Source organism: Escherichia sp. MR, from assembly GCF_005280595.1.
Lineage (GTDB): Bacteria > Pseudomonadota > Gammaproteobacteria > Enterobacterales > Enterobacteriaceae > Escherichia > Escherichia ruysiae.
On record NZ_SZVK01000001.1, the window covers coordinates 1 to 14,414 of the forward strand.

Annotated in this window: 15 protein-coding genes; 5 read left to right on the top strand and 10 right to left on the bottom strand. The window is 51.4% G+C overall.

The features are described from left to right. The 3 genes from FC814_RS00005 to FC814_RS00015 form a co-directional block, all read left to right on the top strand. On the top strand, positions 1-144 hold a 144-nt coding region (locus FC814_RS00005; RefSeq protein ID WP_001498750.1), incomplete at its 5' end, for an IS1 family transposase. Between the two features lie 146 nt (positions 145-290). Beyond that, complete coding sequence (locus tag FC814_RS00010; RefSeq protein WP_301546316.1) at positions 291-668, top strand: fimbrial protein; 378 nt, start codon at positions 291-293, stop codon at positions 666-668. A gap of 14 nt (positions 669-682) precedes the next feature. Next, on the top strand, positions 683-1,210 hold the full coding sequence (locus FC814_RS00015; RefSeq protein WP_000632672.1) for a fimbrial protein: 528 nt from the start codon (positions 683-685) through the stop codon (positions 1,208-1,210). A gap of 58 nt (positions 1,211-1,268) precedes the next feature. On the opposite strand, the gene fabF is transcribed toward FC814_RS00015, so the two are convergent. The 8 genes from fabF to yceD all read right to left on the bottom strand — a co-directional run bounded on the left by fabF (position 1,269) and on the right by yceD (position 7,657). Continuing rightward, positions 1,269-2,510 (bottom strand): beta-ketoacyl-ACP synthase II, encoded by a 1,242-nt coding sequence (gene fabF, locus FC814_RS00020; RefSeq protein ID WP_000044680.1) that lies wholly within the window; start codon positions 2,508-2,510, stop codon positions 1,269-1,271. 89 nt (positions 2,511-2,599) lie between these two features. Continuing rightward, positions 2,600-2,836, bottom strand: a complete 237-nt coding sequence (gene acpP / locus FC814_RS00025) for an acyl carrier protein (protein ID WP_000103754.1) — start codon at positions 2,834-2,836, stop codon at positions 2,600-2,602. A 210-nt stretch (positions 2,837-3,046) separates the two neighbouring features. After that, positions 3,047-3,781: a 3-oxoacyl-ACP reductase FabG gene (gene fabG, locus FC814_RS00030; protein ID WP_001008544.1), complete on the bottom strand. Its 735-nt coding sequence runs from the start codon at positions 3,779-3,781 to the stop codon at positions 3,047-3,049. 12 nt (positions 3,782-3,793) lie between these two features. After that, positions 3,794-4,723 carry an ACP S-malonyltransferase gene (gene fabD / locus FC814_RS00035; protein WP_000191375.1) on the bottom strand — a complete coding sequence of 310 codons (930 nt, stop codon included), beginning with the start codon at positions 4,721-4,723 and terminating at the stop codon, positions 3,794-3,796. 15 nt (positions 4,724-4,738) lie between these two features. After that, positions 4,739-5,692, bottom strand: a complete 954-nt coding sequence (gene fabH, locus FC814_RS00040) for a beta-ketoacyl-ACP synthase III (protein ID WP_137325332.1) — start codon at positions 5,690-5,692, stop codon at positions 4,739-4,741. A gap of 67 nt (positions 5,693-5,759) precedes the next feature. Next, positions 5,760-6,830, bottom strand: coding sequence for a phosphate acyltransferase PlsX (gene plsX / locus FC814_RS00045; RefSeq protein WP_085460621.1), 1,071 nt, complete (start codon positions 6,828-6,830; stop codon positions 5,760-5,762). 80 nt (positions 6,831-6,910) lie between these two features. Continuing rightward, positions 6,911-7,084 (bottom strand): 50S ribosomal protein L32, encoded by a 174-nt coding sequence (rpmF, locus tag FC814_RS00050; protein WP_000290727.1) that lies wholly within the window; start codon positions 7,082-7,084, stop codon positions 6,911-6,913. Positions 7,085-7,135: 51 nt separating this feature from the next. Then, complete coding sequence (yceD, locus tag FC814_RS00055) at positions 7,136-7,657, bottom strand: 23S rRNA accumulation protein YceD (RefSeq protein ID WP_001174481.1); 522 nt, start codon at positions 7,655-7,657, stop codon at positions 7,136-7,138. A 198-nt stretch (positions 7,658-7,855) separates the two neighbouring features. On the opposite strand from yceD, the gene yceF reads away from it, so the two are divergent. Beyond that, the gene (yceF, locus tag FC814_RS00060; RefSeq protein WP_010345602.1) at positions 7,856-8,440 is read left to right on the top strand and encodes a 7-methyl-GTP pyrophosphatase; all 585 of its coding nucleotides are present in this window, start codon (positions 7,856-7,858) and stop codon (positions 8,438-8,440) included. Between the two features lie 102 nt (positions 8,441-8,542). Here yceF and rluC read toward each other — a convergent pair whose 3' ends face one another. Next, positions 8,543-9,502 carry a 23S rRNA pseudouridine(955/2504/2580) synthase RluC gene (gene rluC, locus FC814_RS00065; RefSeq protein WP_137325333.1) on the bottom strand — a complete coding sequence of 320 codons (960 nt, stop codon included), beginning with the start codon at positions 9,500-9,502 and terminating at the stop codon, positions 8,543-8,545. A 572-nt stretch (positions 9,503-10,074) separates the two neighbouring features. Here rluC and rne point away from each other — a divergent pair. Then, the gene (gene rne, locus FC814_RS00070) at positions 10,075-13,260 is read left to right on the top strand and encodes a ribonuclease E (RefSeq protein WP_137325334.1); all 3,186 of its coding nucleotides are present in this window, start codon (positions 10,075-10,077) and stop codon (positions 13,258-13,260) included. Between the two features lie 195 nt (positions 13,261-13,455). Here the strand turns inward: rne and flgL are convergent, their stop codons facing one another. Further along, on the bottom strand, positions 13,456-14,409 hold the full coding sequence (flgL, locus tag FC814_RS00075) for a flagellar hook-associated protein FlgL (protein ID WP_001212795.1): 954 nt from the start codon (positions 14,407-14,409) through the stop codon (positions 13,456-13,458). Positions 14,410-14,414: the final 5 nt, after the last annotated feature.

Below are 14,414 nucleotides of genomic sequence, written 5' to 3' on the forward strand. Positions count from 1 at the left end.
TATACGCAGCGAATTGAGCGGCATAACCTGAATCTGAGGCAGCACCTGGCACGGCTGGGACGGAAGTCGCTGTCGTTCTCAAAATCGGTGGAGCTGCATGACAAAGTCATCGGGCATTATCTGAACATAAAACACTATCAATAAGTTAGAGTCATTACCGGAAGCGTAAGTTTATAATATTTGTTATCGCCAGCAGTCTTCTGGGGGCTTCCTCCGTTAATGCGGTAGATATCAATATTAATGGATTAGTACTGGCATCTCCGTGCGTCGTTAATGGTGGGAATAGTGCCGTGAATGTAAATATTGGCGATAATATTCAGGCGGATTCTCTTTCGGCTGCGGGAAGCGCATCCACCTGGAAAGACTTCTCTTTGCAATTAACCAATTGCCCACTCTCAACCTCCAGCTTTAGCGTCGCTTTCTCTGGTACGCCGGACGGTGATATTGCCACAAACTACGCCAATACTGGTTCAGCAACTAATCTCTCTCTTGAGCTCACTACGCAGGATGGTTCTACAACGTTGGGTAATGGTTCATCAATCAATAATACCCCTATTCCTGGTTCTCACGCCTATGACCTTCAGCTTCGTACGCGGGCTGTATCGAAAGGAAATGTGATGCCTGGTTCAATCACCGGCCTGGTTCAGGCAACATTTACTTATCAGTAACAGGTGCTAGCGCCATGATTACTCAACGAAGTGCCACAATTTTTACCTTACTGGTAACGCTCTGGCCTTTATGTGCATTTCACTCTGCCCAAGCGGCTGATATTAACATTAATGGCACGGTGGTAGCATCAGCATGCGTCATAGATACACAAACGAAGGATCAAACTGTCAGCTTTGAGCAGGCGCGAGCCGTTAATTACGACACGGTCGGCCATACCAGTGAGTGGCAGAACTTTAGTCTGAATTTATCTTCTTGCCCTGCATCAACAAGCAGTGTTACAGCGTTGTTTACCGGGGAAAGCGATCTTGTTGACCAGACGAAGTTCGCGAATACACTTGGGGATGCCACCGGGATGGCGCTGCAGATTATGACGGATGACCACATAACGGAAATAAGCCCGGATGGTAAAATGACGGTAAACGTCGACAAGGCCAGTAGAAAAGCGACCTTCCCACTTGCTGCACGGATGTATACACCTACCGGTACGGTCACGGCAGGTGAATTCCATACTGTTGTGCAGTTTACGTTTACTTATCAATAAGTTGACGTAAAAAAAGCGAAACACATTGTGTTTCGCTTTTTAACTATCTACTTAAGGATTAAACGCGTTTAAAGATCAACGAACCGTTAGTACCTCCAAAGCCGAAGGAGTTACACAGGGTATACTCCATTCCGCTGACCTGACGCGCTTCGTGCGGTACGAAATCCAGATCGCAACCTTCATCCGGGTTATCCAGGTTGATGGTCGGTGGAACAGCCTGATCGCGCAGCGCCAGGATGGAGTAGATAGACTCTACCGCACCCGCCGCACCTAACAGGTGACCGGTCATGGATTTCGTGGAGCTTACCAGCACACGGCTTGCAGCTTCACCGAAGATGGTTTTCACTGCCTGTGCTTCGGCTTTATCGCCAGCAGGCGTTGAAGTACCGTGCGCGTTAACGTAGCCAATCTGGCTCGCTTCAATACCTGCATCACGCAGAGCATTTGCCATTGCCAGAGCTGCGCCTGCGCCATTTTCCGGCGGCGACGTCATATGATAGGCATCGCTGCTCATACCAAAGCCGACGAGTTCAGCGTAAATTTTCGCACCGCGTTTTTTCGCGTGTTCGTACTCTTCGAGCACCAGCATACCGGCACCATCGCCCAGAACGAAACCATCACGCTCTTTATCCCACGGGCGGCTAGCCGCTTGCGGGTTATCATTGCGGGTAGATAATGCACGTGCCGCGCCGAAACCGCCAACGCCCAGCGGCGTACTGGCTTTCTCTGCGCCACCTGCAACCATCACGTCAGCATCGCCATACGCGATAATACGCGCAGCATGACCAATGTTGTGCACGCCGGAAGTACAGGCGGTCGCGATAGAGATGCTTGGGCCACGCAGGCCATACATGATAGTCAGATGACCTGCCACCATGTTCACAATCGTTGACGGAACGAAGAATGGGCTGATCTTACGTGGACCACCGTTCATCAGAGATGTGTGGTTTTCTTCGATCAGTCCGAGGCCGCCAATCCCGGAGCCAATTGCGGCACCAATGCGGGTTGCGTTCTCTTCCGTTATTTCAAGGCCAGAATCCTGCATGGCCTGAACGCCAGCGACAATTCCATATTGAATGAAGGCATCCATCTTGCGCTGTTCTTTGCGCGAGATAATGTCCTCACAGTTAAAATCCTTTACTAAGCCAGCAAATTTCGTTGCATAGGCGCTAGTATCGAAATGGTCGATTAGGCTGATGCCACTCTGACCGGCAAGCAGAGCTTTCCAGGTAGACTCTACGGTATTGCCGACAGGAGACAACATGCCCAGTCCGGTCACAACTACACGACGCTTAGACACGTTTGTCCTCCAGGGAGGGAAAAAAAATGATTCTAGTGGGACAAAAAGATAAAACTCAGGCGGTCGAACGACCGCCTGGAGATGTTCACTTACGCCTGGTGGCCGTTGATGTAATCAATGGCAGCCTGAACGGTGGTGATTTTCTCAGCTTCTTCGTCCGGAATCTCAGTATCAAACTCTTCTTCCAGAGCCATTACCAGCTCAACGGTGTCAAGAGAATCCGCGCCCAGGTCTTCAACGAAAGAAGCATTGTTGGTAACTTCTTCCTGCTTAACGCCCAGCTGTTCGCCGATAATTTTCTTAACGCGTTCTTCGATAGTGCTCATACTCTTAAATTTCCTATCAAAACTCGCTTTCGCGATGGTTTTCGTAGTGTATAAAATGTTGAAAAATTTGCAACTAAATCCCGGCAGGTCTTACCACGATTTTACGTTATTTTGAGGCCATACCCCCCAACAACGCAAATCATTTTGCACTAATTATTACTCATAACCACGCAGACTGCGCGCAACATGAGCATTTTGTGCAAATCGCGGTCAGACCATGTACATCCCGCCGTTCACATGCAAAGTTTCACCCGTGATGTAAGCTGCTTCGTCGGATGCCAGGAATGCAACCGCGTTGGCGATTTCCTGTGCGCCGCCGAGGCGACCCGCAGGAACCTGCGCCAGGATACCCGCACGCTGGTCATCGCTCAGCGCACGTGTCATGTCCGTTTCAATAAAGCCCGGAGCAACAACGTTTACAGTAATACCACGTGACGCAACTTCGCGCGCCAGGGATTTACTGAAGCCGATCAAGCCCGCTTTCGCCGCAGCGTAGTTGGCCTGACCGCCATTTCCCATGGTACCAACCACAGAACCGATAGTGATAATACGACCATGACGCTTTTTCATCATAGCGCGCATTACCGCTTTTGACAGACGGAAAACAGATGAAAGGTTGGTTTCGATGATATCGTTCCACTCATCATCTTTCATTCGCATTAACAGGTTATCACGAGTGATACCGGCATTATTGACCAGGATATCGACTTCACCAAATTCTGCGCGAATTTTTTCCAGAACAGATTCGATAGATGCCGGGTCGGTCACATTCAACATCAGACCTTTACCGTTATCACCTAAATAATCGCTGATCGCCTGAGCGCCGCTTTCACTGGTCGCAGTACCGATAACTTTCGCGCCACGAGCTGCGAGCGTTTCAGCAATTGCGCGGCCAATCCCACGGCTTGCACCGGTTACCAGTGCGATTTTTCCTTCAAAATTCATATTTTTCCTCTTTTAAAGCTCGAGCGCCGCTGCCATCGCTGAAGGTTCGTTCAGCGCCGAGGCGGTCAGGGTGTCGACAATGCGTTTCGTCAGGCCAGTAAGCACTTTGCCCGGGCCGACTTCATAAAGATGTTCAACTCCTTGCGCTGCCATGTATTCAACAGATTTCGTCCACTGAACCGGATTATACAGCTGACGTACCAGCGCATCACGGATAGCATCGCCATTAGTTTCGCATTTCACATCAACGTTATTCACAACCGGAACGGTTGGGGTATTGAAGGTGATTTTCGCCAATTCAACAGCCAATTTATCGGCAGCCGGTTTCATCAGCGCACAGTGTGACGGTACGCTTACAGGCAACGGCAGCGCACGTTTTGCGCCCGCAGCTTTACAGGCAGCGCCTGCACGCTCAACCGCTTCTTTATGACCGGCAATAACGACCTGCCCCGGAGAGTTAAAGTTTACCGGAGAAACGACCTGACCTTCTGCAGCTTCTTCACACGCTTTAGCAATAGACGCATCATCAAGACCGATAATTGCCGCCATTGCACCTGTCCCTTCCGGTACAGCTTCCTGCATGAACTTGCCACGCATCTCAACCAGACGCACCGCATCAGCAAAATCAATCACACCAGCGCAAACCAGCGCGGAGTATTCACCCAGGCTGTGACCGGCCATCATCGCCGGTGCTTTACCGCCCTGCTGCTGCCACACACGGTACAGCGCAACAGATGCCGTCAACAGTGCTGGTTGGGTTTGCCAGGTTTTATTCAATTCTTCGGCAGGTCCCTGCTGGGTCAGTGCCCACAAGTCGTAGCCCAGCGCCGCAGAAGCTTCAGCAAACGTTTCTTCGACAATGGGATAGCTCGCCGCCATATCAGCCAGCATTCCAACGGTTTGAGAGCCCTGTCCAGGGAACACAAATGCAAATTGCGTCATCTTTAAATCCTTATCCTAGAAACGAACCAGCGCGGAGCCCCAGGTGAACCCACCGCCAAAGGCTTCAAGCAGAACCAACTGCCCAGGCTTAATGCGCCCGTCGCGTACAGCTTCATCCAGCGCGCACGGGACAGAAGCGGCAGAAGTATTACCGTGGCGATCCAGCGTCACCACGACATTGTCCATCGACATGCCGAGTTTTTTCGCCGTTGCGCTGATAATACGCAGGTTCGCCTGATGCGGAACCAGCCAGTCCAGTTGGGAACGATCAAGATTATTCGCCGCCAGCGTCTCATCAACGATGTGCGCCAACTCGGTTACTGCAACCTTGAAGACTTCGTTGCCCGCCATGGTCAGATGAATTGAATTTTCTGGATTCACACGGTCGGCATTAGGCAACGTCAGCAATTCACCATAGCTGCCATCAGCATGAAGATGCGTTGAGATAATTCCTGGCTCTTCAGAGGCAGCCAGCACTGCAGCGCCCGCGCCATCGCCAAAAATGATAATGGTCCCGCGATCTGTTGGATCGCAGGTGCGCGCCAGTACATCGGAACCGACAACCAGAGCATACTTCACCGCACCAGATTTCACGTATTGATCGGCTACGCTCAACGCGTAGGTGAAACCTGCACATGCTGCGGCAACGTCAAACGCCGGGCAACCTTTAATGCCCAACATGCTTTGAATCTGACATGCTGAGCTCGGAAAAGCGTGCGTAGCAGAAGTCGTTGCCACAACGATCAGCCCAATCTGGTCTTTATCGATGCCAGCCATCTCAATTGCGCGTGTCGCCGCTTCAAAACCCATGGTTGAAACGGTTTCGTTTGGCGCGGCAATGTGGCGTTCGCGGATGCCTGTACGAGTGACAATCCACTCGTCAGAGGTATCCACCATTTTTTCCAGATCGGCGTTTGTCCGCACTTGTTCGGGCAGATAGCTGCCAGTACCAATAATCTTCGTATACATGTACGCTCAGTCACTTTTCGGTTATATACCGTCACTTGCAAACTGCGAGTTCGCTGGCAGCGTCCTGCTACCGCAGAGATCCGCTTTTGCCACCGTCCAACAGCTCAAAACCAGCTGGGTATACAGATTCCAGGCGAGCGGCAATTCGCTGAGGAACTTGTCGCTGCACCGCCTGCACTGCCTGTTCAATCGCGACCGCAAAAGCTCGCTGATTGGCTGCACCATGACTTTTTATCACCGTGCCGCGCAATCCTAACAGACAGGCGCCGTTATACTGGTCGGGGTTGAGGTGACTGAATCGCCTCGTCAGGCTCTTTTGTAGCCAACGCTTTAATAACAGTAGCCACCACGACCGTTTTTTCCCTTCTCCCTGAGATTTCAGCAGAGAAAGGAACATCCTGACAACACCTTCCATCGTCTTTAATGTGACATTTCCTGTAAAGCCGTCACAGACCAGCACATCTGTCTTGCCAGTTAATAACTCATTGGCTTCAAGATAGCCGATATAGTTGATAGAAGGGATTGTTTTAAGCACCGCTGAGGCATCCCGAATACTGTCGAGACCCTTTACTTCTTCTTCACCAATATTGAGCAACGCCACGCGAGGATTGGGAATTCCCACCACCTCTTCAGCCAAAACTGAGCCCATAATGGCAAATTGCACCAACATTGTGCTGTCACAATCGACGTTGGCTCCTAAATCGAGAACCACCGTTTTGCCCTTTTGTTGATGCGGTAACACCGTCACCAACGCCGGGCGCTCAATCCCCTCCAGGGGCTTGAGTAATAATTTAGCCAGCCCCATCAGCGCCCCGGTATTGCCAGCACTGACACAGGCTTGCGCTCGACCTTCTTTCACCAGTTCCAGCGCCACGCGCATTGAGCTACCGCGACTGGCGCGGATAGCTTGCGAAGGCCGGGCATCACTGGCGATAACTGACTGCGCAGGAATAATCTGCAAACGAGAACGTTGTTCGAAGTCAGCTTTAGCAAGTAATGGCGTGATGGCGTCGGGATTACCGACTAAAAGAAGAGTGAGTTGCGAATTAGAGTTCAGTGCCTGCAAAGCTGCAGGCACTGTCACAGAAGGGCCAAAATCGCCCCCCATGACATCTAACGCCAGGGTTAGACGTGTCAAGGTATCGTCGCCGCCCGGTTTGGTCTTTCCCCAGTTGCCTGGGGAAAATCCTCACTAAGCTTCATCACGCAGATGCGTGATTACTTAGCGATGACCTTGCGGCCACGGTAGTAACCGTCGGCAGTGATGTGGTGACGCAGGTGTTTTTCACCAGAAGTTTTGTCTACAGACAGGCTGGTGACTGCGGTCAGCGCGTCATGGGAACGACGCATGCCACGTTTGGAACGGGTTGGTTTATTCTGTTGTACGGCCATGGACCTTACTCCTCAATTACGGTTTATCCCCGATCCAACGGGGAGCACCAATTACTTACGCTTTAAGCTGGCTAATACGGCAAATGGGTTTGGCTTTTGCGCTTCTTCAGGCAGTTCACCAAAGACCATGTCCGCTTCGGACACTTCACAGTGTTCAGAATCATGCACCGGAACTACCGGCAAGGCGAGGATGATTTCATCTTCAACCATTGCAAGCAGATCGATTTCACCGAATTCGTTAACCTCAATCGGTTCATACGCTTCCGGCAGTGCTTCAGCCTGTTCGTCTGAACGCACAGGACTAAAACAGTACGTTGTGTAGACCTGATGAGTAAACGGCTTCCCGCAACGCTGACACTCGAGCGTTACCGTCACCTTCGCATCGCCGTTTAACACTGCGAGACGTTGGTTATCGATAGCGAACGACATGGAGCATTCCACATCACTGTCCACACTGACTACGGATTCGGCGACGCGCTCAACCTGATCAGGAGTATAGATACCCTGGTAATCAAGGCGTTTTTGAGCCGTACGAACCGGATCGAGAGTCAGGGGTAATTTTACCTTTTGCATAGGGCGCGCATATTAACTTTGTAACGTCATAGAGTCAAAGAAAAAGGCAGCCTGTGGTTGCCTTTTGCCAATAATTCGCACACATTGCGGGTTACTGCTTTATTTTCGTTCAGTGCTGATAACGAACATCAACCTGCAAAACGAAGCGCATAGTTTAAAATGGCTATCATCAATACGCTATATCTGATGGAAAAAAATATGTCTAAACTTATTTTAGCCTCCACTTCGCCCTGGCGCCGCGCCCTACTTGAAAAACTACAAATCTCTTTCGAATGTGCCGCCCCGGAGGTCGACGAAACCCCGCATAGCGATGAATCACCGCGCCAGCTGGTGCTCCGGCTGGCGCAAGAAAAAGCGCAATCCTTAGCGTCACGTTATCCCTCTCATTTAATTATTGGTTCAGACCAGGTGTGTGTTCTTGATGGGGAAATCACCGGTAAACCGTTAACGGAAGAAAATGCGCGTCTGCAATTACGCAAAGCCAGCGGCAATATTGTCACCTTCTATACTGGGCTGGCGCTATTTAATTCGGCGAACGGGCATCTGCAAACGGAAGTGGAACCTTTTGACGTTCATTTCCGCCACTTAAGCGAGGCGGAGATTGATAATTACGTGCGTAAAGAACATCCCCTGCACTGCGCTGGCAGTTTTAAGAGTGAAGGGTTTGGCATTACGTTATTCGAGCGTTTAGAAGGACGTGACCCTAACACACTGGTTGGTTTGCCGCTTATCGCACTCTGTCAGATGTTACGTCGGGAAGGGAAAAACCCACTGATGGGGTAGTTGTTTGCGCCGGATGCGGTTACGTCGCATCCGGCAATCGGTTCTGGCAGCCTGATGCAGTATCAGGCCTACCGCCCATTATATCTGGCTTATATGCTTGTATTAACGCGCGTTACGCAGCTTTTGCAAACACCGCTTCAAACCTTCATCCATCGGCGCTTCGATACGCATCACCTCACCCGTTCCCGGATGGGTAAACTTCAACGCTGCCGCATGCAGGAACAAACGTCTCAGCCCCGTTCCGGTCTCAGTGAGCTGTTGATCAAACTCACGATCGCCGTAACGATCATCAAACGCAATCGGATGACCAGCGTATTGAGTATGCACACGGATCTGGTGCGTACGTCCGGTAACCGGACTGCAACGAACCAGCGTGGCAAACGCATAGCGTTCTTCCACTTTGAAGCGAGTTTCTGACGGTTTACCTTCCTGGCTCACGCGCACAATACGTTCACCGCTTTGCAGAATATTCTTCAGCAGCGGAGCCTGGACACTCTTCACGTGTGACTGCCACTGACCGCGCACTAGCGCCAGATAATCTTTTTGCATCCCTTTTTCACGTAATTGCTCATGCAGAGAACGTAACGCCGAACGTTTTTTCGCTACCAGCAATACACCTGAAGTGTCCCGGTCGAGTCGATGCACCAGTTCAAGGAATCGCGCTTCCGGGCGCAACGCCCTCAGCCCTTCAATAACGCCGAAACTTAAACCACTGCCGCCATGCACCGCCGTACCTGAGGGTTTATTCAGCACCAGGATATGATCATCTTCATATAAGATGACGTCCGCCAGCGCCGCCACTTTTTGCAGATGCGGCGAAACGGCCTCTTCTTCCCGTTCAGCAACGCGAACCGGCGGAATACGCACTTCATCACCGGCTTCGAGTTTATATTCAGGCTTAATACGTTTTTTGTTCACCCGCACTTCGCCTTTACGCAAAATACGGTAAATCATACTTTTTGGTACGCCTTTCAATTGGGTGCGCAAAAAGTTGTCGATACGTTGCCCCGCTTCATCAGCGGTAATAGCAACGATTTTTACGGATGGAGTCTCTGTTTTCATGGTGGGCGATTCTAAATAGCCAACAGGATTCGCGCCACTCATTTTTCTATGCTTATATTTAGTTCTGCACCTTATTACTTCCCAGTGCAATCACTTAATTGATGGTTATTAAACCAATCGCCAGTAAGAAGTGAAAAAACTGTGAGTAAGTGGGTGATAAATGGTAAAAGTCATCTTGCTATAACAAGGCTTGCAGTGGAATAATGAGAACGTTTCCGTGTCCAACCTTGTTAAAACAAGAAATTTTACGGAATACCCCATTTTGCCCGACCGATCATCAACGCAGCAATGGCGTAAGACGTATTGATCTTTCAGGCAGTTAGCGGGCTGCGGGTTGCAGTCCTTACCGGTAGATGGAAATATTTCTGGAGAGTAATACCCAGTCTGTTTCTCTGATAATTGCGCTGTTTTTCCGCATGAAAAACGGGCAACCGACACTCTGCGCCTCTTTGAGCTGACGATAACCGTGAGGTTGGCGACGCGACTAGACACGAGGCCATCGGTTCACACCCGGAAAGGCGTTACTTTGCCCGCAGCTTAGTCGTCAATGTAAGAATAATGAGTAAGTTACGATGAAAAGAATGTTAATCAACGCAACTCAGCAGGAAGAGTTGCGCGTTGCCCTTGTAGATGGGCAGCGTCTGTATGATCTGGATATCGAAAGTCCAGGGCATGAACAGAAAAAGGCGAACATCTACAAAGGTAAAATCACCCGCATTGAACCGAGTCTGGAAGCTGCTTTTGTTGATTACGGCGCTGAACGTCACGGTTTCCTCCCACTAAAAGAAATTGCCCGCGAATATTTCCCTGCTAATTACAGTGCTCATGGCCGTCCTAACATTAAAGATGTGTTACGCGAAGGTCAGGAAGTCATTGTTCAGATCGATAAAGAAGAGCGCGGCAACAAAGGCGCGGCATTAACCACTTTTATCAGCCTGGCGGGTAGCTATCTGGTTCTGATGCCGAACAACCCGCGCGCGGGTGGCATTTCTCGCCGTATCGAAGGCGACGACCGTACCGAGTTAAAAGAAGCACTGGCGAGCCTTGAACTGCCGGAAGGCATGGGGCTTATCGTGCGCACCGCTGGCGTCGGCAAATCTGCTGAGGCGCTGCAATGGGATTTAAGCTTCCGCCTGAAACACTGGGAAGCCATCAAAAAAGCCGCTGAAAGCCGCCCTGCTCCGTTCCTGATCCATCAGGAGAGCAATGTTATCGTTCGCGCATTCCGCGATTACTTACGCCAGGACATCGGCGAAATCCTTATCGACAATCCGAAAGTACTCGAACTGGCGCGTCAGCATATCGCCGCGTTGGGTCGCCCGGATTTCAGCAGCAAAATCAAACTGTACACGGGTGAAATTCCCCTGTTCAGCCACTACCAGATCGAATCGCAGATCGAGTCCGCCTTCCAGCGTGAAGTCCGTCTGCCGTCTGGTGGCTCCATTGTTATCGACAGCACCGAAGCGTTAACCGCCATCGACATCAACTCCGCGCGTGCAACTCGCGGCGGCGATATCGAAGAAACTGCATTTAACACTAACCTGGAAGCAGCCGATGAGATTGCTCGTCAGCTACGCCTGCGTGACCTCGGCGGTCTGATTGTTATCGACTTCATCGACATGACGCCTGTACGCCATCAGCGCGCGGTGGAAAACCGTCTGCGTGAAGCGGTACGTCAAGATCGTGCGCGTATTCAAATCAGCCATATTTCTCGCTTTGGCCTGCTCGAGATGTCCCGTCAGCGCCTGAGCCCGTCGCTGGGTGAATCCAGCCATCACGTCTGCCCGCGTTGCTCCGGTACTGGCACCGTGCGTGATAATGAATCCCTGTCGCTCTCTATTCTGCGTTTGATTGAAGAAGAAGCCCTGAAAGAGAACACCCAGGAAGTCCACGCCATTGTTCCTGTCCCTATTGCCTCTTATCTGCTGAACGAAAAACGTTCTGCGGTAAATGCAATTGAAACCCGTCAGGACGGCGTGCGCTGTGTGATTGTACCAAACGATCAGATGGAAACCCCGCACTACCACGTACTGCGCGTGCGTAAAGGGGAAGAGACGCCGACCTTAAGCTACATGCTGCCGAAGCTGCATGAAGAAGCAATGGCGCTGCCGTCAGAAGAAGAGTTTGCGGAGCGTAAACGTCCGGAACAACCTGCACTGGCGACTTTTGCCATGCCGGATGTGCCACCAGCTCCAGCCCCGGCAGAACCTGTAACGCCTGCGGCAGCCACAGCGCCTAAAGCCGCGCCGACAACACCTGCTGCTCCTGCACAACCAGGCCTGTTAAGCCGTCTCTTCAGCGCCCTGAAATCGCTGTTCAGCGGTGGTGAAGAAACCAAACCAACCGAGCAACCTGCACCAAAAGCAGAAACGAAACCGGAACGTCAACAGGATCGCCGTAAGCCTCGTCAGAACAATCGCCGTGACCGTAATGAGCGCCGCGACACGCGTAGCGAACGTACAGAGGGTAGCGATAATCGCGAAGAAAACCGTCGTAATCGTCGCCAGTCACAGCAGCAAACTGCCGAGACGCGTGAGAGCCGTCAGCAGGCTGATGTAACAGAAAAAGCGCGTACCACCGACGAGCAGCAAACACCGCGTCGTGAGCGTAGTCGTCGCCGTAACGATGATAAACGTCAGGTACAACAAGAAGCGAAGGCACTGAATGTTGAGGAGCAATCTGTTCAGGAAACTGAACAGGAGGAGCGTGTACGTCCGGTTCAACCGCGTCGTAAACAGCGCCAGCTAAATCAAAAAGTGCGTTACGAGCAAAGCGTTGCGGAAGAAGTGGTAGCCGCTCCGGTGGTTGAAGAAACCGTCGCCGCCGAACCTGTTATGCAGGAAGCGTCTGCCCAACGTACTGAACTGGTGAAAGTACCATTGCCAGTCGTTGCACAAACTGCGCCGGAACAACAAGAAGAGAACAATGTCGATAACCGTGACAACGGCGGTATGCCGCGTCGTTCTCGTCGCTCGCCTCGCCATCTGCGCGTGAGTGGTCAGCGTCGTCGTCGCTATCGTGACGAGCGTTATCCGGTTCAGTCACCAATGCCGTTAACCGTAGCGTGTGCGTCTCCGGAACTGGCCTCTGGCAAAGTCTGGATCCGCTATCCGGTTGTACGTCCGCAAGATGTACAGGTTGAAGAGCAACGCGAACAGGAAGAAGTACAGATGCAGCCGATGGTGACTGAAGTCCCTGTCGCCGCCGCTGTCGAACCTGTCGTTGCCGCGCCGGTTATTGAAGAAGTGACCGAAACTATAGAAGCACCGGTTCCGGTTGCACAAGCGCAACCGGAAGTGGTTGAAACGACGCATCCTGAAGTGATTGCCGCAGCGGTAACTGAACAGCCACAGGTGATTGCCGGGGCTGATGTTGCTGTAGCGCAGGACGTTGCAGAACACGCGGAACCGGTAGTTGAACCGCAGGAAGAGACGGCAGATATTGAAGAAGTTGCCGAAACTGCCGAGGTTGTAGTTGCCGAACCTGAAGTTGTCGCTCAACCTGCCGCACCTGTGGTCGCTGAAGTCGCAGCAGAAGTTGAAACGGTAGCCGCTGTTGAACCTGAGATTACCGTTGAGCATAACCACGCTACCGCACCGATGACACGCGCTCCGGCACCGGAATATGTTCCGGAAGCACCGCGTCACAGTGACTGGCAGCGCCCTACTTTTGCCTTCGAAGGTAAAGGTGCCGCAGGTGGTCATACGGCAACGCATCATGCCTCTGCCGCTCCTGCGCGTCCGCAACCTGTTGAGTAATCATTAGCTCAAAGTAATCAAGCCCTGGCAACCGCCGGGGCTTTTTATTTCATCTTTGAATCAACATATTCAAATTCATCAAATGGCATTCTTGCTAGCCAACTACTCAAATCAGGCAAAAAAAATGCCCGCCCCGGCGATCCCAGAGCAGGCAGACAAAACATACCCAGTTTCATGATATGTTTGAAAAAGTGCTTATTTGTTGAGCTGGAAAAGCGATAACCCCTGCATATCAGTAAACGCTTTGTACGACGCCTGCAATGCTGTTTGCTGCATGATGTAAGACGAAATAGTCGCATTCCAGTCCACATCAACCAAATCACTCATCTGCTGCGTTTGGCCCAGAGCGCGATCGCTACCTAAAGAATCCAGCGACTCCAGCTCGTTCAGCTGCGTACCTAATTCCGCGCGTACGGTGAGCACATTATTCAGCGAGTTTTTCAGGCCACGGTTGGTTTTATCTAACGCCGCAGCGGAGGTTTCTTGATCCGCTTCACTATCCGCAACCGGTGTTTTAAGCGCAGCGATGGCGCTATCCAGCATGGCAAAAAGATTGGTTTCAGAATCGCTACCGTCTGGTTCCGCTACTGCATTACTGGTAATGCTATTAAAAATTTTGTCGCCGGTATGCCCTATCACCATCGAACGCGAAGCATCTACCTGTTGCTTAATACTTTCTGTTCCGCCGACATATTTACCTTTCTCTTCGCTAAACGGCGCGGTTTCTGTTTTATAACCCGCAAAAATGTAGCGCCCGTTACCGTCAGTGGTATTCGCCAGATTCAACAACTGGTCACGGAGCCCCTGAATATCCGTTGCCAGCGATGCCCGGTCATCGTCACTCAAGGTGCCGTTGCTGGCATAGACAATTTTCTCCTGAGCATTCTGGATAGCAGTGGTCACCTGGCTAAGCACACTCTCTTCCAGTGACACTTTTTGAGTCGCGAAAGTACGCGCCAGCGTGTACTGGCTGTTTTGCGCCTGCGCTTGTGAGAGCACTACGGCTTGTGATGCAGCAATGGGATCATCTGAAGGGTTAACGACTCGCTTACCCGTCGACATCTGTTCGCCGTACTTCATCCATTCCGCCTGAGAACTGGTGATACCGCGCATGTTCTGCTGGTACATCATTTGAGTACTGAAACGCATTTTTT